Here is a 20,657-nt window from a genome sequence, read left to right as displayed (position 1 = left end):
TCGACAGACTCAGTTCCAGCCAGCCCGATCCATCATCCGGATCGCTTCAGCCTGACGCTTGCCAGCGATTTCCACCGGCAAGGTGTCGGCCACAAACTTGCCCCAGCTCGCTACTTCAGCTGAAGGCTGAACGGCAGGGTTGGCCGGGAATTCCTGATTCACGTCAGCGAAAATCTTCTGCGCTTCAGGCGTGGTCATCCACTCCACCAGCGCCTTGGCGGCTTCTGGGTGTGGCGCGTGTTTGGTCAGGCCAATGCCCGACAGGTTGACGTGCACGCCACGGTCGCCCTGATTCGGCCAGAACAGCTTCACTGGCAGGTCTGGCTTCTGTTTGTGCAGACGGCCGTAGTAGTAAGTGTTGACGATACCTACGTCGCACTGGCCGGCGTTGATCGCCTCCAGCACGGCAATGTCGTCGGAGAACACGTCGGTGGACAGGTTATTGACCCAGCCCTTGAGGATTTTCTCGGTTTTCTCAGCGCCATGGACTTCGATCATGGTGGCGGTCAGGGACTGGTTGTAGACCTTCTTCGCCGTGCGCAGGCACAGGCGGCCTTCCCACTGCTTGTCGGCCAGCGCCTCGTAGGTGGTCAGCTCACCGGGTTTCACCCGGTCGGTGGAGTAGGCGATGGTCCGTGCCCGCAGGCTGAGGCCGGTCCAGGCATGGGAGGAAGCGCGGTATTGCAGTGGGATGTTGGCGTCGATCACCTTGGAAGTGAACGGCTGGAGGATGCCCATCTGCTCGGCCTGCCAGAGGTTGCCGGCGTCGACGGTCAGCAGCAGATCGGCAGTGGCGTTTTCGCCCTCGGCCTTGATCCGCTGCATCAGCGGCGCCTCCTTGTCGGTGATGAACTTCACCTGCACGCCGGTTTTCTGGGTGTAGACATCGAAGACTGGCTTGATCAACTCATCGATACGCGAGGAGTAAACCACCACCTCGTCGGCGGCCTGGGCGGCGGTGCTGCCAATCAGGGTCAGGGCCAGTGCGGTCAGTAGACGCTTGGGTGCCAACATGGAAGCGGTCTCTCGAATGGGGAAGTGAGAGCGAATGATAAGGACTCACATTTCGCATCTCAATCGGACAGTGAGTGGAGGCGTTACCGGATGTTGCACAATCGAATGAATGGCAATGTGGCGAGGGGGCTTGCCCCCGTTCGAGCGCGCAGCGGTCGCAAATCGGATTGCAGATTTTGTCTGAGAAAATGCCGGGACTGCTTCGCAGTCCAACGGGGGCAAGCCCCCTCGCCACAGAACCGTGCCCGCTTCAGGCCTTGGCCAACGCCGGCAGATCCCCAATCAACCCAAGCGCCTCACGCACGAACAACGCCTTGGCCTCGGGCATCTGATCGACCATCTTCAACCCGGTATTACGCAACCAGCGCACCGGCAACGGATCGGCCTGGAACAATCGCTCGAACCCTTCCATCGCCGCCATCAATGCCAGGTTGTGAGGCATGCGCCGACGCTCATAGCGACTGAGCACTTTCACGTCCGCCAACCGCTCGCCGCGCGTGGCCGCTTGTAGCAGCACTTCGGCCAGCACCGCGGCATCGAGGAAACCGAGGTTCACGCCCTGCCCGGCCAGCGGATGAATGGTGTGGGCCGCGTCGCCGATCAGCGCCAGGCCTTCAGCTACGTAACGCTTGGCATGACGCTGACGCAGCGGCACGCACAGACGCGGGTCGGCGCTGAGCACCGTGCCGAGGCAGCCCTCGAAGGCCCGCTCCAGCTCCTTGCAAAAGCCTTCGTCATCCAGCGCCATCAAGCGCTCGGCTTCGCTCGGCGTGGTCGACCAGACAATCGAGCACCAATCCTGTTGACCGTCCCGCTCCAGCGGCAGAAACGCCAGCGGACCGTTGTCAGTGAATCGTTGCCACGCAGTCATTCGATGGGGTTTTGAGCTGCGCACGCTGGTAACGATCGCGTGGTGCATGTAATCCCATTCGCGAGTCGCAACACCGGTCAGGCGCCGAACGGCCGAGTTGGCGCCATCCGCCGCGATCACCAAAGGTGCCCGCAAGGTGCGGCCATCGGCCAGGGTCAGCAGCCAGTCGTCACCGGAGCGACGCATCTGCTCCAGACGCGCATTGGCCAGCATCCCCAGATCGCAGTCGTGCAGTCGGTCGAGCAAGGCGTCCTGAACCACGCGGTTCTCGACGATATGCCCGAGCACTTCGGCATGCACGCTGGTCGCCGAGAAATGGATCTGCCCGGTGCCGCTGCCATCCCAGACATGCATGTCCGTATAGGGGCTGCTGCGCCGGCTGACGATGCCATCCCAAACGCCCAGACGTTCGAGTATTCGCTGGCTGGCCGCCGACAAAGCGCTCACCCGCGGTTCGAACGGAGCCTGCCCATCGAAGGGTTTGACGCTCAGGGGACTACCGTCCAGCAGCAGGACTTCGAGCCCACTGTTTTGTAACGCCAGCGCCAGGGCACTGCCGACCATTCCGGCCCCGACAATCAGCAGATCTGCGCGCATTTCCATGCTTTAAGCCTGTCTCGCTTGCGGCTTGAGCCGCTCATAAAGTTTTTTCCGACGCGCGTCACCCAAGTGCTCGCGCCGTCGTGAATATCGACTTGCAGGTACACCCTGCCCGGCTTTCGCTTAGTCATCGGGACGCGTACCCAGGCCCATGGCCTGCCGGGCGAACCAGCGTTTGGCCGGCGGCAGCAGATCGAGGCCAAGCAGCCCAATGTTGCGACCCAGGGAAACCAGCGGCTGAGTGCTGCCGAACAAGCGGGTGACCTGATCGGAGAAGCCCACGGTCAGGTTCTGATCCATGCGCTGACGCTCGCGGTAGGCCTGCAAGGTGGCGAAATCGCCGGGCGATGTCTCGCTGCCCAACAAACTGTCGGCCAGCGCCTGGGCGTCACGCAACGATAGGTTGAACCCTTGCCCGGCAATCGGATGCAGGCTGTGGGCGGCGTTGCCGAGGATCGCCAGATGCGGGCGGACTTGTTCCTCGGCTTCGATCAGCGACAGCGGATACAAATGCCGTGCGCCGACCTGTTTCAGCGTGCCGAGACGATAACCGAAGATGCCCTGTAGCTCAGTGAGAAAGCTGCGGTCATCAAGGGCTGCCAGTCGTTGCGCGTCCATGCCCAGACGGGTCCAGACCAAAGCGCAGCGATTGTCCGGCAATGGCAGCAAAGCCATCGGACCATCGTCGGTGAAACGCTCGAAGGCCATGCCGTTGTGCGCTTCGCTGGGGGTGATGTTGGCGATCAGCGCGCTCTGGTTATACGGGCGTTTCTTGATGCCGATTCCCAGTTGCTCACGCAAGCCGGAACGGCCGCCATCGGCGAGCACCGCAAGGTCGCATTCCACCAGGGTTTCATCGTTGAGCGTCAGGCGATAGCCGTCGGTCAGCGGTTCCATGCCGGTGACCTCCGCCGGGCAACGCCAACTGATCACGTCCTTGTCCAGACTGTGCCAGAGGCATTGGCCGAGCCAGGCGTTTTCCACCACATAACCCAACGCCGGAACGCCCTCTTCCATCGCCGACAGCCGCGCGGTGGAGAAACGTCCACGGTCGGAGACATGAATCTGCTTGATCGGCTCGGCGCGGCGGGAGATTTCCTGCCACACGCCCAACCGTTGATAAATCTGCCGGGCACCATAGGACAGCGCCGAAGAGCGGGCGTCATAACTCGGTTGATAGCTGTCGCCGGGGGCAAACGGTTCGATCAGCACGATCTTCCAGCCGCGGGCCTTGGCCCCGGCCTGCAACGCCAACGCCAGACTGGCGCCGACCAGGCCACCGCCGATGATTGCCAGATTGACTCGACTCATGCCGCTTGTGTCCGTGCTGCGGCCATCAATGCCTCGATGTCGGCGACCGTTTTCGGCACGCCGTTCGTCAGGATTTCACAACCGGTTTTAGTGACCACCACGTCGTCCTCGATGCGCACGCCAATGCCGCGCCATTTCTTCGCCACGTTCTGGTTGTCCGGCGCAATGTAAATGCCCGGTTCGACCGTCAGCGCCATGCCGACTTCCAGCACGCGCCATTCGCCGCCGACCTTGTACTCGCCAACGTCGTGAACATCCATGCCCAGCCAGTGGCCGGCGCGGTGCATGTAAAACGCTTTATAGGCTTCGCTGGCGATCAACTCGTCGACGTCGCCCTGCAACAGGCCCAACTTCACCAGACCGGCGGTAATCACCCGGACCGTGGCTTCGTGTGCCTGATTCCAGTGCTTGTTCGGTGCGATTTCGGCAAACGCGGCTTCCTGAGAAGCCAGCACCAACTCGTAAATCGCCTTCTGCTCCGGTGAATACTTGCCATTGACCGGCCAGGTGCGGGTGATGTCGCTGGCGTAGCAGTCGATCTCGCAACCGGCGTCGATCAGCACCAGATCGCCGTCCTTGAGAACTGCGTCATTCTGCTGGTAATGCAGGATGCAGCTGTTGCGCCCGGCGGCGACGATCGAACCGTAAGCCGGCATCTTCGCCCCGCCCTTGCGAAACTCGTAATCGAGCTCGGCTTCGAGGCTGAACTCATGCAAACCGGCACGGCTGGCCTGCATCGCACGAATATGGGCCTGGGCGGAAATCCGTGCGGCTTCGCGCATTACCTTCACTTCTGCCGCCGATTTATACAGGCGCATGTCGTGAAGCAGATGATCCAGGGCAACGTATTCGTTCGGCGGCTGGGCGCCGAGGTGCGCTTTAGAGCGGATCACGTTGATCCAGTCCATCAGGTGCCGATCGAATTCCGGATTGCTGCCCATGGCCGAGTACACCCGGTCACGGCCTTCGATCAGGCCCGGCAGGATGTCGTCGATGTCGGTGATGGGGAATGCGTCGTCGGCGCCGAAGTCGCGGATCGCGCCTTCCTGGCCGGCGCGCAGTCCGTCCCACAATTCCCGTTCGGCATTACGTTCCCGGCAAAACAGCACGTATTCGCCGTGCTCACGGCCGGGCATCAAGACGATGACGGCTTGAGGCTCGGGGAAACCGCTGAGGTACTGGAAATCGCTGTCCTGACGGTAGACGTGCTCGACATCGCGGTTGCGGATGGCCACCGCGGCGGCGGGCAGGATGGCGATGCTGTTGGGTTCCATCTGCGCCATCAGGGCCTTGCGGCGACGGCTGTATTCCGATTTCGGGATATGAATCATGGGCAGACGGCTTTCCCTGGCACGCGATTAATGCAACGACGGTTTGGCAGACGCTTCGTCGGTTTTCTTGGTTTCGGTGAACAGCAGCAACGGAGCGACGCGCAGGTACTCCATCACTTCCATGTAGTCGCTTTCGCCGTCGTCGGACTCTTCCAGCGCGTCCTGTACCTGGGCAATGGCGGCGAGATCCTGCAGCACTTCGGTGGCTTCAGTGCTCAAGGCATATTCGCGGCGGGTCAGACCGAAGCCGGTAAGAAAGCCCTGGCACCACTGGCCCAGTGCAGCCGCGCGCTCGGTGAGCGGCGCGTCGTCGGTCGGCAGCAGCAGAACAACGGTCATGTCGTCGCTGGTAAGCTCGCCCTTGACCATCTCTTGCAGGCCGATCAAGGCGTTGCGAACGTTGTCTTGTGGCTCGCCTTCGAGCAGCTCGGCGGCGTCGGCCAACCAGCTGTCGGCTTCGAAGCCGGCACCGGCGCAACTGCGGCCGAGCAACAGGCCGTGCAGTTCGGCAGGCGAGACGGGATGGCCGCTGGTGCTCAGCAGGGTGGCAAAGGCTTGGTACGGAGAATTCTGAATGGGCATGGGCAGCTAGGCGCCAGACGGCGCTATGTCTAGAATGAAGGCCTTGTATCCTACATCGACAGACTCGCCAAGACTATTAAAGGCTGTCCGCCAGCTATCACGCATCAGACACAACCAGTGGACACAATGGAAGACACCGACCTGCAAGCGCTGATGGCCAGACTCGAGCTGCTAATTACTCGAGTCGAGCAACTAAAGAGTCAGAATGGACTCCTATTAGCTCAGGAAAAGAGCTGGCGCGAGGAACGCGCGCATCTCATTGAAAAAAATGAAATCGCCCGGCGTAAGGTCGAATCGATGATTTCGCGCCTCAAGGCCCTGGAGCAAGACTCATGAGTTCAAGCAATAGCGTTACCGTGCAGATCCTCGACAAAGAATATTCGATCATTTGCCCCCAGGAAGAGCGCAGCAACCTGGTGAGCGCTGCTCGTTATCTGGACGGCAAGATGCGCGAAATCCGCAGCAGCGGCAAAGTCATCGGCGCCGACCGCATCGCCGTGATGGCCGCGCTGAACATCACTCACGATCTTCTGCACAAGGAAGAACGCCCGGATGTGCAGGCCAGCGGCTCGACCCGTGAGCAGGTTCGCGACCTGCTGGACCGCGTCGATCTGGTGCTGTCGACCGATCCGGATGTCACCAAGGGCTGAAACGCGAAACCGCTTGGGGTATACTCGCATCACTCCCTGGGGTGCTTGCCAGTTGACGACGTCCCTGAGCCGATTCGCACTACCCTGGAGGTTGCACGTTGGGCTGGTGTGCATGTCCGCTAGACGGAAAGCCTTAAAGCCTACTGCATCTTCCACCTTGAACTTTCGGGTTCAAGGGCTAAGTCGACAGCGGTTCATCCGGGGAGCCTGATTCCAGTCCGATGCCGGTTTAAATACCGGCATCGGCTTTTTTACGGGTACGCTTTGGTACTCGCACTTCTGAAGCCTGAACCCATGACCGAACCTGCGCTGCTGCCCCGCCCGCAACTTCGACGCATGCTGCGCAAGGCCCGCCGCGCACTGACACCCAGTCAGCAGCGCGAGGCCGCTCGCGGGCTGTATAAGCAATTGATCCAGCACCCGCTGTTCCGCCGCGCAAAACACATCTCCCTGTACCTGCCCACCGACGGTGAAATCGATCCGCGCTTGCTGATGCGTGCCGCGCAACGTCGGGGCAAGGCGACGTATCTGCCGGTGCTCAGTGCCTGGCCGCGAACCAAAATGGTGTTCCAGCGGATACGCCCCGGCGAAAAGCTCAAACCCAACCGTTTTCGCATCCCCGAACCACGACACAACATTGCCCGACAACGCAAGGTCTGGGCGCTGGATCTGGTGTTGTTGCCGCTAGTGGGGTTTGACGATGTCGGCGGACGCCTGGGAATGGGCGGTGGTTTCTACGATCGAAGCCTGGCGTACCTGGCGCGCCGCAAAAACTGGCGCAAGCCGACGCTGCTGGGCCTGGCCCATGAATGTCAGAAGGTTCAACGATTGGCTCAGGCGAGCTGGGATGTGCCGCTGCAGGGAACGGTCACGGACAAGGCATGGTATTTCGCGGACTAGACGCCACTGATTTCAGCGGCGTCGAAAGACAGGTTCAGCGCTTGAAGGCCGACGGCTGTTGCTGCGCGATCTCGACCGGAGCATCGGGCTTGTTGTTCCACAGGCTTTGGGCATAGCCGGTGGTCACGACACCAAGGCCGAACAAAATAACCAAAATCCATAGTAAATCCGGTTTGCGTTTCATCGATTGCCCCCCAAAGGCACATCAACACGATGACAGCAGCGGTTTCCGTTGTAGGTGTAGGCCGTGCAGCAGCGTCAAGCTTAGAAGGCCGGCATTTTGCGACAACGTGAACCGACACGCAAACGCTGGCGTCAACCGACTGTCGGTTTGTCATAAAATTGCCCGACCGCTTGCCCACTCACCTCGCAAGGAGCAAAACCATGGCCTATTGGCTGATGAAATCCGAGCCTGACGAACTCTCGATCAAAGACCTGGAGAAGCTTGGCCGAGCGCGCTGGGACGGGGTTCGCAACTACCAGGCGCGTAACTTCCTGCGGGCCATGGCGGTGGGCGACGAGTTTTTCTTCTATCACTCCAGTTGCCCGGAGCCGGGGATTGCCGGGGTCGGCAAGATTGTCGAGGCCGCGTATCCGGACCCGACGGCGCTGGAGCCGGAGAGTCATTACTTCGATCCGAAGGCCACTGCCGAGAAAAACGCCTGGAGCGCGATTGATGTTGTTCACGTCGAGACGTTTTCCAGGGTGCTGAAGCTCGATTATCTGAAGCAGCAAACGGCGTTGGCCGAGATGCCATTGGTGCAGAAGGGTTCACGGCTGTCGGTGATGCCAGTGACAGCCGAGCAGTGGGCGACGGTGATTGCACTCAAACCGTAAAATCTCCAGCGCTACTTCGAATGTCATCGCGGGCAAGCCCGCTCCCACAGGGATCTGGGGTGGATGCAAAGGCTGCATTCACTGGGAATCATTGTGGGAGCGGGCTTGCCCGCGATGAGGCCCGCCCGGACAGCAAAAGACTTATTGAATGATCAGGTTGTTGAACAACAAATCCTCAACCACCGGCTTGCCGGTCTCGTCGTTCATTACTTGCTGGGTCTGCTTCAAGGCTTCCTGACGCAGCTTTTCCTTGGCTTCGACGTTGTTCATGGCTTCAGTAGTCTGTTGGGCAAACAACGCCACCAGCTTATTACGGATCAATGGCTCATTGGCCTTTACCGCTTTGGTCGCCTCGTCACCGGTCACCCGCAACGCCACATCGGCCTTGTAGACCTTGAGCTTCGGCGTACCGTCCAGCCCATAGTTGCCCACGAATGGCGGGCTCAGGGTGATGTAGTTGACCTTCGGGGCTTCACCTTCTTTGGCTTCTTCGGCCAGCGCTGCCACAGGCAGAGACAGGGCCAGCATCAACATGATCCACGCTTTCACAATTCGCTCCTTATCCGGTTTGCGGCCAAGCATAACGACCCGCCGCTCAAGCACAAGCTTATGGCTGACTATCAGGGTCGGGCATGCTCGTTGACCCAATGACTCACACACCTACACTTATCGGCCATCACTCCCAAAGGAATAGCCCTGATGAAAGCCGTGCTGTGCAAAGCCTTCGGCCCTGCCGAATCGCTGGTGCTGGAAGACGTCGCCAGTCCTGTCGCGAAGAAGAATGAAATCCTGCTGGAAGTGCATGCGGCTGGGGTGAATTTCCCGGACACGTTGATCATCGAGGGCAAATATCAGTTCAAGCCGCCCTTCCCGTTTTCTCCGGGTGGCGAAGCGGCCGGCGTGGTCAGCGCAGTGGGCGAAAAGGTCAGCCACCTCAAGGTCGGTGACCGGGTCATGGCCCTGACTGGCTGGGGCAGCTTTGCCGAGCAGGTCGCAGTGCCGGGCTACAACGTGCTACCGATCCCGCCCTCGATGGACTTCAACACCGCCGCCGCATTCAGCATGACCTACGGCACTTCGATGCACGCCCTCAAGCAACGGGGCCACCTGCAACCTGGCGAAACCTTGCTGGTGCTCGGCGCTTCCGGCGGCGTCGGCCTTGCCGCGGTGGAAATCGGCAAAGCCATGGGGGCTCGCGTTATAGCCGCCGCCAGCAGCGCAGAAAAACTCGCGGTGGCCAAGGCTGCCGGCGCCGATGAGTTGATCAACTACAGCGAAACCAGCCTCAAGGACGAGATCAAACGCCTGACCGACGGCCAGGGCGCCGACGTGATCTACGATCCAGTGGGCGGCGACCTGTTCGACCAGGCGATCCGCGCCATTGCCTGGAACGGCCGTCTACTGGTGGTCGGTTTTGCCAGTGGACGAATCCCGGAGCTGCCAGTGAACCTGGCACTGCTCAAAGGCGCCGCGGTAGTCGGCGTGTTCTGGGGCTCCTTTGCCCAGCGCCAACCACAGGACAACGCGGCAAACTTCCAGCAGTTGTTTGGCTGGTTTGCCGAGGGCAAGTTGAAGCCGCTAGTGTCTCAGGTGTATCCCCTGAGCAACGCGGCCCAGGCGATCAATGATCTTGGCCAGCGCAAGGCGGTCGGGAAAGTGGTCGTGCAGGTTCGCTGATTATTTTCTAGCCAGGTCGCAGTCTTGCGACCTGGCTCCGTCATCCCCACACCGACCCTCATTTATACTTGAGCGACATGTTCATAAAGGAACATGCGATCTCCAACATTTCCGCTGTTTTGCCGATGCGAACCGGTGCTATTTTCGGTAACGAAACTGTAACATTCGCATCCGCAGTCAAAACAAGAAATCTGGAGCTCTTGAATGTTTGCTTTCTTTCGTCCTGCCGCACATCAGGCTCCATTGCCTGAAGAAAAAATAGACAGCACCTACCGACGCCTTCGCTGGCAGATCTTCGCCGGGATTTTCATTGGGTATGCGGGTTACTACCTGCTGCGCAAGAACTTCACCCTGGCATTTCCGGATCTGATCGCCCAAGGCTATACAAAAGGCCAACTGGGTGTGGCCATGTCGGCGATTGCGATCGCCTACGGCCTTTCCAAGTTTCTGATGGGCATCGTGTCCGACCGCTCCAACCCTCGTTACTTCCTGCCTTTTGGCCTGATAGTGTCCGCCGGGGTGATGTTCGTTTTCGGTTTCGCACCGTGGGCAACGTCCAGCGTGACCATGATGTTCATCCTGTTGTTCATCAACGGCTGGGCGCAAGGCATGGGCTGGCCACCGAGCGGGCGCACCATGGTGCACTGGTGGTCGCAGAAAGAACGCGGCGGCGTGGTTTCGGTATGGAACACCGCGCATAACGTCGGCGGCGGCTTGATCGGCCCGCTGGCGATACTCGGCATGGGCTGGTTCAACGACTGGCACAGCAAGTTCTACGTACCGGCAGCGGTGGCGTTGCTGGTCGCTGTATTTGCCTTCATTGTCATGCGCGATACCCCGCAATCGACGGGCTTGCCGCCCATCGAGAAGTACAAGAACGACTACCCGGAAGGCTACGACGCCAGCCACGAAGAAGAATTCAGCGCCAAGGACATCTTCGTCAAATACGTGCTGCGCAACAAAATGCTCTGGTTCATCGCGCTGGCCAACGTCTTCGTCTACTTGTTGCGCTACGGCATTCTGGATTGGGCGCCGACTTACCTTAAAGAGGTCAAGCACTTCGACTTCGACAAGACGTCCTGGGCTTACTTCCTGTACGAGTGGGCAGGCATTCCCGGCACGCTGCTGTGCGGCTGGATGTCGGACAAGATCTTCCGGGGCAACCGTGGCCTGACGGGCATGGTGTTCATGGCACTGGTGACCGTTGCGACGATCGTTTACTGGCTGAATCCGCCGGGCAATCCGATGGTCGACATGATCTCGCTGTTCGCCATCGGCTTCCTGATCTATGGCCCGGTGATGCTGGTCGGCCTGCAGGCGCTGGAGCTGGTTCCGAAGAAAGCTGCAGGAACGGCCGCGGGCTTTACCGGTTTGTTTGGTTACCTGGGTGGTTCAGTCGCGGCCAGTGCCCTGATGGGCTACACGGTGGACTACTTCGGCTGGGATGGCGGCTTCATCCTGCTGGTCGCCGCCTGCCTGCTGGCGATGGCGTTCCTGGCACCCACCCTGGGCCACAAGAACGTCGCCAGTCAGAGCCGCGAAGCAATCGCCTGATCGGCCTTTGATTTGCAGCGCTTGAGCCGCGCCTCCAGATTCCGGTCTGGCATGGCGTGGCTACGCAGGGCGTGCGCGGTCTGCTCGACATATTCGCGCGTGGTGCCGTAACGCCCGCAAGCGCTTTCGAATACCTGGCTCAGCACATGATCCGGCAAGTTGCCGGCATAGCTGGGCAGGTGCCGCTCCAAAACGAATCCCAATGCCTGAACCTGGCTTCCGTCTTCGAGACGGCAGTTAAGCCAATGTGGGCGATAGGACGGGAATGGCATTTCACGCTGCCAGAGCGCATAAAGCGAAGCTTCGAGTTGCTCTTCGGGCAAGCGATAGGCAAACCCGCTGCATGAGCCGCCGCGATCCAGGCCAAACACCAGCCCGGGCACTTCCGGCGTACCGCGATGTTCGTGGGACCACAGGTATAAACCGCGATGGTAGCCATGCACCCGACCGCGCACTCGCTCAACCGCCGCACATTCAGGGCGCCAGATCAGCGAACCATAAGCGAATAGCCAGACCGGCCCACCCTTGTGGCGCGCCATGGTCGACTGCATCGAGCTGAGCAATTGTTCGTGCGTAAGCTGCGGCCCCAGATCGAGCCGCGGAGGGTAAGCCAGATTCAAAAAAGCAGATTCAATGGCGCTCATGGCGAATAGCGTTCAGCTCCCCGCGGGTGAAGAATTACTTAATAGAACGCACCGCTGTAACAATAAGGCACATATGTTTTAAGGCAATTTAAGTGCCATGGCGGCGCTCTAAAACTTATTGCCTGAATGAGATATAACCTACCGGCATTTATAAAAATTTATAAATACCGATCGGCTATATGGGGAGTTATAACGATTTAAGATCGAGGATCAAGATCGGGGGGCGTAAGCGAACACATCCGCGCGCATTTGATGGGCATCCATCCCCGCTTCGACCAGGACATCCAGCGTGCCATAGACCATGGCCGGAGAGCCGCTGGCATAGACATGCAGGGCTTTCAGGTCAGGGAAATCTTCACACACTGCCTCATGCAACATGCCGCAGCGCCCTCCCCAGCCACACTGATCGCTGACGACTTTATGCAGGAACAGATTGGACAGTTTTTCCCATTCATCCCAATGTTCGATGTCATAAAAGTCTTCAGGACGACGCACGCCCCAATACAGATGCACCGGATACTTGAATCCCGTAGCCCGGCAATGTTCGATCAGGCTGTGGATCTGGCCCATGCCGGTACCGGCAGCAATCAGTACCAGTGGACCGTCTGGCAATTCCGCCAGATGGGTATCGCCGAACGGCATTTCGATGCGTACCATCGCGTTGCGCTGAAGCTGTTCGATCAGGCTCAGCGCACTGCTTTCGCGCGCCAGTACATGAATTTCCAGGTCGCGCCCGGAATGCGGTGCAGAGGCCAGGGAGAAGGCGGATTTCTCGCCGTTCTCTCGCTCGATCATCAGGTACTGACCGGCGTGATAGCGCGGCGGCTTGCCCGCCGGCGCACGCAGACGCACGCGCCAGGTATCGCCGCCGACATCCCTGCATTCAATGACCTGACACGACACGCTGCGCACCGGCAATTCTCCCAGCGCGAGCACGCCATCCCACAGCACGATGCAGTCTTCCAGCGGCTCTGCAATGCAAGTGTAGAACTCGCCATGGTCACGCACATCGCCGGCTTGTTCGACCCGCCCTTCCACCAGCAACGCGCCGCACACATGGCAATTGCCGTTACGACAGCTTTGCGGGCATTCATAGCCCAGGCGCCGCGCGCCATCGAGAATCCGCTCGCCGGGCAGAATCTCTAGCACTGCTCCGGAGGGCTGCAAGGTTACACGCATCAATCTATTCCTAACTGATTCCAGATGGCATCGATCCGTTGGGTAACGGCTTCATCCTTGACGATGACCCGGCCCCACTCGCGGGTGGTTTCGCCTGGCCATTTATGCGTGGCATCGAGTCCCATCTTCGAGCCCAGGCCGGAAACCGGCGAGGCGAAGTCGAGGTAGTCGATCGGCGTGTTGTCGATCATCACCGTGTCGCGCTTGGGGTCCATGCGCGTGGTGATGGCCCAGATCACGTCGTTCCAGTCCCGTGCGTTGATATCGTCGTCAGTGACGATAACGAACTTGGTGTACATGAACTGTCGCAAAAACGACCAGACACCGAGCATTACCCGCTTGGCATGGCCGGGATACGACTTCTTCATGGTCACGATGGCCATGCGGTACGAACAGCCTTCGGGCGGCAGGTAGAAGTCGGTGATCTCCGGAAACTGCTTTTGCAGGATCGGCACGAACACTTCGTTCAGCGCCACACCGAGGATTGCCGGCTCATCCGGCGGACGGCCGGTATAGGTGCTGTGGTAAATCGGTTTGATCCGGTGAGTGATGCGCTCGACGGTGAACACCGGGAAGCTGTCGACTTCGTTGTAGTAGCCGGTGTGGTCGCCATACGGACCTTCATCGGCCATTTCGCCCGGATGGATCACGCCCTCGAGGATGATCTCGGCGGTGGCCGGCACTTGCAGGTCGTTGCCGCGGCACTTCACCAGTTCGGTGCGGTTGCCGCGCAACAGACCAGCGAAAGCATATTCGGAGAGACTGTCCGGCACCGGCGTCACAGCGCCAAGAATGGTTGCCGGGTCAGCGCCCAGGGCCACAGAGACCGGGAATGGCTGACCAGGGTGTTTTTCGCACCACTCACGGTAATCCAGCGCGCCGCCACGGTGGCTCAACCAGCGCATGATCACCTTGTTGCGGCCGATCACTTGCTGACGATAGATGCCGAGGTTCTGGCGGTCCTTGTTCGGACCTTTGGTGACGGTCAGCCCCCAAGTAATCAGCGGACCGACGTCGCCCGGCCAGCAGGTCTGTACCGGCAACATCGCCAGATCGACATCGTCGCCCTCGATGACCACTTCCTGGCACACCGCGTCTTTGACGACTTTCGGCGCCATGGCAATGATCTTGCGGAAGATCGGCAGCTTGGACCAGGCGTCCTTCAGACCTTTCGGCGGCTCGGGCTCCTTGAGGAACGCCAGCAGCTTGCCGATTTCGCGCAACTCACTGACCGCTTCTGCGCCCATGCCCAGCGCCACGCGCTCGGGGGTGCCGAACAGGTTGCCGAGTACTGGAATGTCATAACCGGTAGGGTTTTCGAAAAGCAGCGCCGGGCCCTTGGCGCGCAACGTGCGATCGCAGACCTCGGTCATTTCGAGCACTGGGGACACTGGAACCTGGATGCGCTTGAGTTCGCCGCGCTTTTCCAGGCCGCTGATAAAGTCGCGCAAGTCGCGATACTGCATGCGTGAGCCTCGTGTTGGCCGTGGCGTTCGGGGCAGGCAGTTTAGCGCCGAACCCCTCTATTCAGAACCACGAACTGCCGTTGATCAAAAATCAGATAGCAAAAAGCCGGGTTTCCCCGGCTTTTGCTGACTTTCTGCGACTTACTTGCGTTTCATCGACAGGAAGAACTCGTCGTTTGTCTTGGTCTGTTTCAGCTTGTCGACCAGGAACTCGATGGCAGAGACTTCGTCCATCGGGTGCAGCAGCTTGCGCAGGATCCACATACGCTGCAGTTCGTCGTCGGCCGTCAGCAACTCTTCGCGGCGAGTACCGGAACGGTTGATGTTGATGGCCGGGAACACACGCTTTTCGGCGATCTTGCGATCCAGAGGCAGTTCCATGTTGCCGGTGCCTTTGAATTCCTCGTAGATCACTTCGTCCATCTTCGAGCCGGTTTCAACCAGCGCGGTAGCGATGATGGTCAGCGAGCCGCCTTCTTCGATGTTCCGTGCAGCGCCGAAGAAACGTTTCGGTTTCTCCAGGGCGTGGGCATCGACACCACCGGTCAGCACCTTGCCGGAGCTCGGGATCACGGTGTTGTAGGCACGCGCCAGACGGGTGATGGAGTCGAGCAGGATCACCACGTCCTTCTTGTGTTCGACCAGGCGCTTGGCCTTCTCGATCACCATTTCGGCAACCTGCACGTGGCGGGTTGGCGGCTCGTCGAACGTCGAGGCAACCACTTCGCCGCGCACGGTGCGCTGCATTTCGGTCACTTCTTCCGGACGTTCGTCGATCAGCAACACGATCAGATGAACTTCAGGATTGTTCCGTGCGATGTTCGCCGCGATGTTTTGCAGCATGATCGTTTTACCGGCTTTCGGCGGTGCAACGATCAGGCCGCGCTGGCCTTTGCCGATCGGGGCGCACAGGTCGATGACACGACCGGTCAAGTCTTCGGTGGAACCGTTGCCGGCTTCCATCTTCATGCGCACGGTCGGGAACAGCGGGGTCAGGTTCTCGAAGAGAATCTTGTTTTTCGCGTTCTCGGGACGATCGTAGTTGATCGTGTCGACCTTGAGCAGTGCGAAATAACGCTCGCCTTCCTTTGGAGGGCGGATCTTGCCAACGATGGTGTCACCGGTGCGCAAGTTGAAGCGGCGGATCTGGCTCGGCGAGACGTAGATATCGTCTGGGCCGGCGAGATAGGAAGCGTCAGCGGAGCGCAGGAAGCCGAAGCCGTCCTGGAGAATCTCCAGCACGCCATCACCGGAGATTTCCTCGCCGCTTTTAGCGTGCTTTTTGAGCAGGGAGAAAATCACGTCCTGCTTGCGCGAACGGGCCATATTTTCTATGCCCATCTGTTCGGCCAATTCGAGCAGTTCGGTAATCGGCTTTTGCTTGAGTTCAGTCAGATTCATATAGGAATGACGTAATCATTTATGGAGGGGGGAAATTAAGCTTTTGGCTTAATGAGGCCGCGCCGCAGAGAAGGCGACAGGATCGCGTACTTATTCGAAAAGGAGTGCGTCGGCGACGGCTAGCAGGGGGCAGTGGAGAAACCAGTGCGGGGCCGAATGTACCACCTGAGTTTCGGAGCGTCTAGCCCTCAATAACGAAAAGGCCCCGCATTATGCGGGGCCTTTTCATGACGCTTTATAACAACGCTTAGATGTTGGCGTCGAGGAAAGCAGCCAGTTGCGACTTCGACAGCGCACCGACCTTGGTGGCTTCGACGTTGCCGTTCTTGAACAGCATCAGCGTCGGGATACCACGTACGCCGTGCTTGGCCGGGGTTTCCTGGTTTTCGTCGATGTTCAGTTTGGCGACGGTCAGCTTGCCAGCGTAAGTGCCAGCGATCTCGTCCAGAACCGGGGCGATCATTTTGCAAGGGCCGCACCACTCAGCCCAGTAGTCAACAAGCACAGGGCCAGCAGCCTTCAGTACTTCTTCTTCGAAGTTAGCGTCGGTGACGTGCTTGATAAGATCGCTGCTCATGGATGTCTCCGGGTTGTAAGCAATAAAAAACGTGGCCCATCATAGCCGCCCTTCCCGTGTTCAGGAAGCCGCAGATGATTGAGTCTCGCTATGGTGGCCCATGAGTTTGGGTATAGCTCAAGTCATGAGGTGGCGGGAGCGACGAAAGCAATTCCGGTACGCAGGGCGGCGTTGCGCACATGCTCCTGCATGGCCTTCTGCGCGGCGCCAGAGGCCCGACGAGCCAGCGCACGGAGGATTTTACGGTGTTCCTGCCAGGTTTCCATCGCCCGTTCGGCCCGGATGAACGGTAGCTTCTGGCTCTCCAGGAAGATATCGGCGCTGGCGGTCAGAATGCTCAGCATCGCCTGATTGCCGCTGGCCAGGAGGATGCGCCGGTGAAACTCGAAGTCCAGTCGTGCCGCCGCCTCGAAGTCGGCGGCACGCAGTTCGTTGCGCATGGCGGCGACATTGTCCTCCAGGGCATCAAGATCGTCGGTGCTCAGGGTCACGGCCGCCAGCCCGGCGGCAAAACCTTCCAGGGCGTAGCGCAACTGGAAGATGTCCAGCGGCGATGCCTGGGCCGCGAACGGCCAGCCCGGCGCCGCATCGCCCCGGGGCAGATCAACTGGTGATTGCACAAACACGCCCTTGCCCGGCTGGATACTGATCACGCCCAGCGCACTCAGGGACGATAACGCCTCACGCAACGACGCCCGGCTGACCCCCAATTGCACCGCCAGGTCCCGTTGCGAGGGCAAGGCATCCCCCGCCCCGAAACCTTGCTCGGTGATCAGTTTGCGGATGGCTTGCAGCGCCACTTCGGGTACGGCGCGGGAGATCGAGTTCATGGTTTTTTCAGACGAGCCAGGCCAATGAGCGGCTAGTTGTAAAGCTATTCGCGGCGTCCGGCAAGTCGTGCCCCATGGGGGTTCGGGAATTTTCACGGGTGCGCCATCAGGGTGCGAAACGCACCCCAACTGTTCAGACCAGTAAGACCGAACGACACCAGCAAAACCGTGGCCTGTGGCCCCCAAAACCGAATCTTGGCATGGCCTGTGCTCTGTCGATCCGCAGAAATCACTTCCCGCCGATCCGGAGATTTGCCATGACCATGCGTTACAGTGCCCTCCTCGCCGCTCTGTTTGCCAGCCTGATGCTGAGCCAGGCACCCGCCCACGCCGACGGTCTGGAGGACGTGGTCAAACGCGGCACCCTCAAAGTCGCGGTGCCCCAGGACTTCCCACCATTCGGTTCGGTCGGTCCGGACATGAAACCTCGCGGCCTGGACATCGACACCGCCCAACTGCTGGCCGACCAGCTCAAGGTCAAACTCGAACTGACCCCGGTCAACAGCACCAACCGCATTCCGTTCCTGACCACCGGCAAAGTCGACCTGGTGATTTCCAGCCTCGGCAAGAACCCTGAGCGCGAGAAAGTCATCGACTTCTCCCGTGCCTACGCGCCGTTCTACCTCGCCGTATTCGGCCCGCCAGACGCCGCCATCAAGGGCCTGGACGATCTCAAGGGCAAAACCATCAGCGTCACCCGTGGCGCCATCGAAGACATCGAGCTGACCAAAGTCGCTCCCGAAGGCGCGACCATCAAACGCTTCGAAGACAACAACTCGACCATCGCCGCTTACCTCGCAGGGCAAGTCGACCTGATCGCCAGCGGTAACGTGGTGATGGTGGCAATCAGCGAGAAAAACCCGAAACGCGTGCCGGCGCTGAAAGTGAAGCTCAAGGACTCGCCGGTTTACGTTGGCGTGAACAAGAACGAGCCGGCGCTGCTGGGCAAGGTCAACGACATCCTCACCACGGCCAAGGCTGACGGTGCGCTGGAAAAGAACTCGAAAACCTGGCTGAAAGAGCCGCTGCCGGCCGATCTCTGATCGTTCGCGGAGACGACTTATGGCTTATCAGTTCGATTTCTTGCCGGTGGTGGAAAACACCGATCTGCTGCTGCGCGGTGCGCTGTTCACCCTTGAGTTGACGGCCATTGGCGCGGTGCTTGGGGTCGGCCTGGGTATCGTCGGGGCACTGGTGCGGGCGTGGAACATCCGCCCGTTCGCCGGCATTTTCGGGGTTTACGTCGAGTTGATCCGCAACACGCCATTCCTGGTGCAGTTGTTTTTCATCTTCTTCGGTTTGCCGTCGCTGGGCCTGCAGATTTCCGAATGGCAGGCGGCGGTGCTGGCGATGGTGATCAACCTTGGTGCCTATTCGACCGAGATCATCCGCGCCGGCATTCAAGCGATCCCCCGCGGGCAGCTGGAAGCCGCGGCCGCCTTGGCGATGACCCGCTTCGAAGCCTTCCGCCACGTGGTTCTGCTGCCGGCGCTGGGCAAGGTCTGGCCGGCCCTGAGCAGCCAGATCATCATCGTCATGCTCGGCTCGGCTGTCTGTTCGCAGATCGCCACCGAAGAGCTGAGCTTCGCCGCCAACTTCATTCAATCGCGTAACTTCCGCGCCTTTGAAACCTATGCCCTGACCACACTGATCTATCTGTGCATGGCGCTGCTGATCCGCCAATTGCTGAACTGGATCGGCCGGCGCTACATAGCAAGGAGCAGCAGCCAATGAGCGATTTCACCCTCTGGGACATCCTGCGCAACCTGCTCACGGGCCTGCAATGGACCCTGGCATTGTCGCTGGTGGCGTTTATCGGCGGCGGGCTGATCGGCTTGCTGATCATGGTGATGCGGATTTCAAAAAAATCCCTGCCCAGCCACTTCGCCCGCACCTACATCGAACTGTTCCAGGGCACGCCGCTATTGATGCAGCTGTTTCTGGTGTTCTTCGGTGTGGCGTTGGCCGGTGTGGAGATTTCGCCGTGGATGGCCGCGGCGATGGCCTTGACGCTGTTCACCAGCGCTTACCTGGCGGAGATCTGGCGCGGTTGTGTCGATTCGATCCCCAATGGCCAGTGGGAAGCCTCGTCGAGCCTGGCGCTCAATCCGCTGGAGCAACTGCGTTACGTGATCCTGCCGCAAGCCCTGCGTATCGCCGTGGCGCCAACCGTGGGCTTCTCGGTGCAAGTGGTCAAAGGCACCGCCGTCACTTCGATCATCGGCTTCACCGAACTGACCAAGACCGGCGGCATGCTCGCCAACGCGACCTTCGAGCCCTTCATGGTCTACGGCCTGGTGGCGCTCGGTTACTTCCTGCTCTGCTACCCCTTGTCCCTCAGTGCGCGCTACCTGGAAAGGAGACTGCATGCCTCTGCTTAGAATTTCCGCCCTGCATAAATATTACGGCGACCACCATGTGCTCAAAGGCATCGACCTGAGTGTCGACGAAGGCCAGGTGGTGGCAATCATTGGCCGCAGCGGCTCGGGCAAATCCACCTTGCTGCGCACCCTCAATGGTCTGGAATCGATCAATGATGGCGTGATCGAAGTCGACGGCGAATACCTCGACGCCGCCCGCGCCGACCTGCGCAGCCTGCGGCAGAAAGTCGGGATGGTGTTCCAGCAGTTCAATCTGTTCCCACACCTCACTGTGGGCGAAAACGTCATGCTCGCGCCGCAAGTGGTGCAGAAAGTGCCGAAAGCCAAAGCCGCCGAACTGGCGCGGCAGATGCTGGAACGGGTCGGGCTGGGGGAAAAATTCGATGCCTTCCCCGACCGACTGTCTGGCGGCCAGCAACAGCGGGTGGCGATTGCCCGGGCGCTGGCGATGTCGCCGAAGGTGCTGTTGTGCGATGAAATCACCTCGGCGCTGGACCCGGAACTGGTCAACGAAGTGCTGAGCGTGGTCCGGCAACTGGCCAAGGAGGGCATGACGCTGATCATGGTCACCCATGAAATGCGCTTTGCCCGCGAGGTTGGGGACAAATTGGTGTTCATGCACCATGGCAAGGTGCATGAGGTGGGGGATCCGAAGGTATTGTTTGCCAACCCGCAGACGGCGGAGCTGGCGAATTTCATTGGCACTGTTGAAGCGACAGCCTGAAAGAGTCTCAGTGTCTTTAATGCCCTCATCGCTATGTAGAAACGGATACATCCTTTACAATCGAGACCGGGGACATCCTTTACGTTTTTGTGGGTTTGAAAGGCGGTTTTCACCGCTTTTCAAACGAC

23 protein-coding genes and 1 other RNA gene are annotated in these 20,657 nt (G+C 59.8%); 11 read left to right on the top strand and 13 right to left on the bottom strand.

Annotation, left to right across the window (positions count from 1 at the left end):
- Window positions 1-9: 9 nt before the first annotated feature.
- The 5 genes from ACZ9IM_RS06320 to ACZ9IM_RS06300 form a co-directional block, all read right to left on the bottom strand.
- Window positions 10-1,014, bottom strand: coding sequence for an extracellular solute-binding protein (locus ACZ9IM_RS06320; protein ID WP_063342192.1), 1,005 nt, complete (start codon window positions 1,012-1,014; stop codon window positions 10-12).
- A gap of 250 nt (window positions 1,015-1,264) precedes the next feature.
- Window positions 1,265-2,482: a 2-octaprenyl-3-methyl-6-methoxy-1,4-benzoquinol hydroxylase gene (locus ACZ9IM_RS06315; RefSeq protein ID WP_427628121.1), complete on the bottom strand. Its 1,218-nt coding sequence runs from the start codon at window positions 2,480-2,482 to the stop codon at window positions 1,265-1,267.
- Window positions 2,483-2,608: 126 nt separating this feature from the next.
- Window positions 2,609-3,796: a 2-octaprenyl-6-methoxyphenyl hydroxylase gene (gene ubiH, locus ACZ9IM_RS06310; protein ID WP_427628112.1), complete on the bottom strand. Its 1,188-nt coding sequence runs from the start codon at window positions 3,794-3,796 to the stop codon at window positions 2,609-2,611.
- Entirely contained in the window at window positions 3,793-5,127 is a 1,335-nt protein-coding gene (pepP, locus tag ACZ9IM_RS06305) for a Xaa-Pro aminopeptidase (RefSeq protein ID WP_427628110.1), read from the bottom strand. The genes ubiH and pepP overlap by 4 nt, the downstream gene beginning before the upstream one ends.
- A gap of 27 nt (window positions 5,128-5,154) precedes the next feature.
- Window positions 5,155-5,709 (bottom strand): YecA/YgfB family protein, encoded by a 555-nt coding sequence (locus ACZ9IM_RS06300; RefSeq protein WP_427628108.1) that lies wholly within the window; start codon window positions 5,707-5,709, stop codon window positions 5,155-5,157.
- Window positions 5,710-5,835: 126 nt separating this feature from the next.
- On the opposite strand from ACZ9IM_RS06300, the gene ACZ9IM_RS06295 reads away from it, so the two are divergent.
- From ACZ9IM_RS06295 to ACZ9IM_RS06280, 4 genes are all read left to right on the top strand, one after another.
- Window positions 5,836-6,045 carry a TIGR02449 family protein gene (locus ACZ9IM_RS06295; protein ID WP_007899405.1) on the top strand — a complete coding sequence of 70 codons (210 nt, stop codon included), beginning with the start codon at window positions 5,836-5,838 and terminating at the stop codon, window positions 6,043-6,045.
- Window positions 6,042-6,359, top strand: a complete 318-nt coding sequence (locus ACZ9IM_RS06290; RefSeq protein ID WP_007899404.1) for a cell division protein ZapA — start codon at window positions 6,042-6,044, stop codon at window positions 6,357-6,359. Before ACZ9IM_RS06295 ends, ACZ9IM_RS06290 begins: the two co-directional genes overlap by 4 nt.
- Before the next feature lie 30 nt (window positions 6,360-6,389).
- Window positions 6,390-6,568: non-coding RNA, 6S RNA (gene ssrS / locus ACZ9IM_RS06285), on the top strand.
- A gap of 85 nt (window positions 6,569-6,653) precedes the next feature.
- Window positions 6,654-7,259: a 5-formyltetrahydrofolate cyclo-ligase gene (locus tag ACZ9IM_RS06280; protein WP_427628105.1), complete on the top strand. Its 606-nt coding sequence runs from the start codon at window positions 6,654-6,656 to the stop codon at window positions 7,257-7,259.
- Between the two features lie 34 nt (window positions 7,260-7,293).
- Here ACZ9IM_RS06280 and ACZ9IM_RS06275 read toward each other — a convergent pair whose 3' ends face one another.
- Window positions 7,294-7,443: a hypothetical protein gene (locus ACZ9IM_RS06275; protein ID WP_018927582.1), complete on the bottom strand. Its 150-nt coding sequence runs from the start codon at window positions 7,441-7,443 to the stop codon at window positions 7,294-7,296.
- A 200-nt stretch (window positions 7,444-7,643) separates the two neighbouring features.
- Here ACZ9IM_RS06275 and ACZ9IM_RS06270 point away from each other — a divergent pair, with 200 nt between their 5' ends.
- Window positions 7,644-8,096 carry an EVE domain-containing protein gene (locus tag ACZ9IM_RS06270; protein WP_427628103.1) on the top strand — a complete coding sequence of 151 codons (453 nt, stop codon included), beginning with the start codon at window positions 7,644-7,646 and terminating at the stop codon, window positions 8,094-8,096.
- 141 nt (window positions 8,097-8,237) lie between these two features.
- Here the strand turns inward: ACZ9IM_RS06270 and ACZ9IM_RS06265 are convergent, their stop codons facing one another.
- Window positions 8,238-8,645 carry a flagellar basal body-associated protein FliL gene (locus ACZ9IM_RS06265; RefSeq protein ID WP_427624129.1) on the bottom strand — a complete coding sequence of 136 codons (408 nt, stop codon included), beginning with the start codon at window positions 8,643-8,645 and terminating at the stop codon, window positions 8,238-8,240.
- A gap of 150 nt (window positions 8,646-8,795) precedes the next feature.
- Here ACZ9IM_RS06265 and ACZ9IM_RS06260 point away from each other — a divergent pair, with 150 nt between their 5' ends.
- Together ACZ9IM_RS06260 and glpT are read left to right on the top strand one after the other, a co-directional pair.
- Window positions 8,796-9,773: an NADPH:quinone oxidoreductase family protein gene (locus tag ACZ9IM_RS06260; protein ID WP_427624128.1), complete on the top strand. Its 978-nt coding sequence runs from the start codon at window positions 8,796-8,798 to the stop codon at window positions 9,771-9,773.
- A gap of 204 nt (window positions 9,774-9,977) precedes the next feature.
- A complete protein-coding gene (glpT, locus tag ACZ9IM_RS06255) occupies window positions 9,978-11,327 on the top strand; it encodes a glycerol-3-phosphate transporter (RefSeq protein ID WP_427624126.1) in 1,350 nt (449 codons plus the stop codon).
- Here the strand turns inward: glpT and ACZ9IM_RS06250 are convergent.
- The 6 genes from ACZ9IM_RS06250 to ACZ9IM_RS06225 form a co-directional block, all read right to left on the bottom strand.
- Entirely contained in the window at window positions 11,303-11,971 is a 669-nt protein-coding gene (locus tag ACZ9IM_RS06250) for a gamma-glutamylcyclotransferase (RefSeq protein ID WP_008012527.1), read from the bottom strand. The two genes, glpT and ACZ9IM_RS06250, sit on opposite strands and share 25 nt — an antisense overlap.
- Before the next feature lie 210 nt (window positions 11,972-12,181).
- The gene (locus tag ACZ9IM_RS06245; RefSeq protein WP_427624124.1) at window positions 12,182-13,150 is read right to left on the bottom strand and encodes a CDP-6-deoxy-delta-3,4-glucoseen reductase; all 969 of its coding nucleotides are present in this window, start codon (window positions 13,148-13,150) and stop codon (window positions 12,182-12,184) included.
- A complete protein-coding gene (gene ubiD, locus ACZ9IM_RS06240) occupies window positions 13,150-14,616 on the bottom strand; it encodes a 4-hydroxy-3-polyprenylbenzoate decarboxylase (protein WP_007899385.1) in 1,467 nt (488 codons plus the stop codon). The genes ACZ9IM_RS06245 and ubiD overlap by 1 nt, the downstream gene beginning before the upstream one ends.
- Window positions 14,617-14,757: 141 nt before the next feature.
- Entirely contained in the window at window positions 14,758-16,017 is a 1,260-nt protein-coding gene (gene rho / locus ACZ9IM_RS06235) for a transcription termination factor Rho (RefSeq protein ID WP_007899384.1), read from the bottom strand.
- A 247-nt stretch (window positions 16,018-16,264) separates the two neighbouring features.
- The gene (gene trxA / locus ACZ9IM_RS06230) at window positions 16,265-16,594 is read right to left on the bottom strand and encodes a thioredoxin TrxA (RefSeq protein WP_007899382.1); all 330 of its coding nucleotides are present in this window, start codon (window positions 16,592-16,594) and stop codon (window positions 16,265-16,267) included.
- A gap of 122 nt (window positions 16,595-16,716) precedes the next feature.
- Window positions 16,717-17,424 carry a FadR/GntR family transcriptional regulator gene (locus ACZ9IM_RS06225; RefSeq protein WP_063342184.1) on the bottom strand — a complete coding sequence of 236 codons (708 nt, stop codon included), beginning with the start codon at window positions 17,422-17,424 and terminating at the stop codon, window positions 16,717-16,719.
- Window positions 17,425-17,681: 257 nt separating this feature from the next.
- Here ACZ9IM_RS06225 and ACZ9IM_RS06220 point away from each other — a divergent pair, with 257 nt between their 5' ends.
- From ACZ9IM_RS06220 to ACZ9IM_RS06205, 4 genes are read left to right on the top strand one after another with little or no spacing between them, the layout of a single operon-like run.
- Entirely contained in the window at window positions 17,682-18,467 is a 786-nt protein-coding gene (locus ACZ9IM_RS06220) for a transporter substrate-binding domain-containing protein (RefSeq protein WP_008012517.1), read from the top strand.
- Window positions 18,468-18,486: 19 nt separating this feature from the next.
- Window positions 18,487-19,158: an amino acid ABC transporter permease gene (locus ACZ9IM_RS06215; protein ID WP_008076077.1), complete on the top strand. Its 672-nt coding sequence runs from the start codon at window positions 18,487-18,489 to the stop codon at window positions 19,156-19,158.
- Window positions 19,155-19,805 carry an amino acid ABC transporter permease gene (locus ACZ9IM_RS06210; protein ID WP_192344992.1) on the top strand — a complete coding sequence of 217 codons (651 nt, stop codon included), beginning with the start codon at window positions 19,155-19,157 and terminating at the stop codon, window positions 19,803-19,805. The genes ACZ9IM_RS06215 and ACZ9IM_RS06210 overlap by 4 nt, the downstream gene beginning before the upstream one ends.
- On the top strand, window positions 19,792-20,529 hold the full coding sequence (locus ACZ9IM_RS06205) for an amino acid ABC transporter ATP-binding protein (protein ID WP_063342180.1): 738 nt from the start codon (window positions 19,792-19,794) through the stop codon (window positions 20,527-20,529). Before ACZ9IM_RS06210 ends, ACZ9IM_RS06205 begins: the two co-directional genes overlap by 14 nt.
- The last annotated feature ends 128 nt before the right edge of the window (window positions 20,530-20,657 follow it).

This window comes from Pseudomonas sp. TE12508 (genome assembly GCF_056279485.1).
Note: the sequence above shows the minus strand (reverse complement) of the source record. Positions and strands in the feature narration are given on the sequence as shown.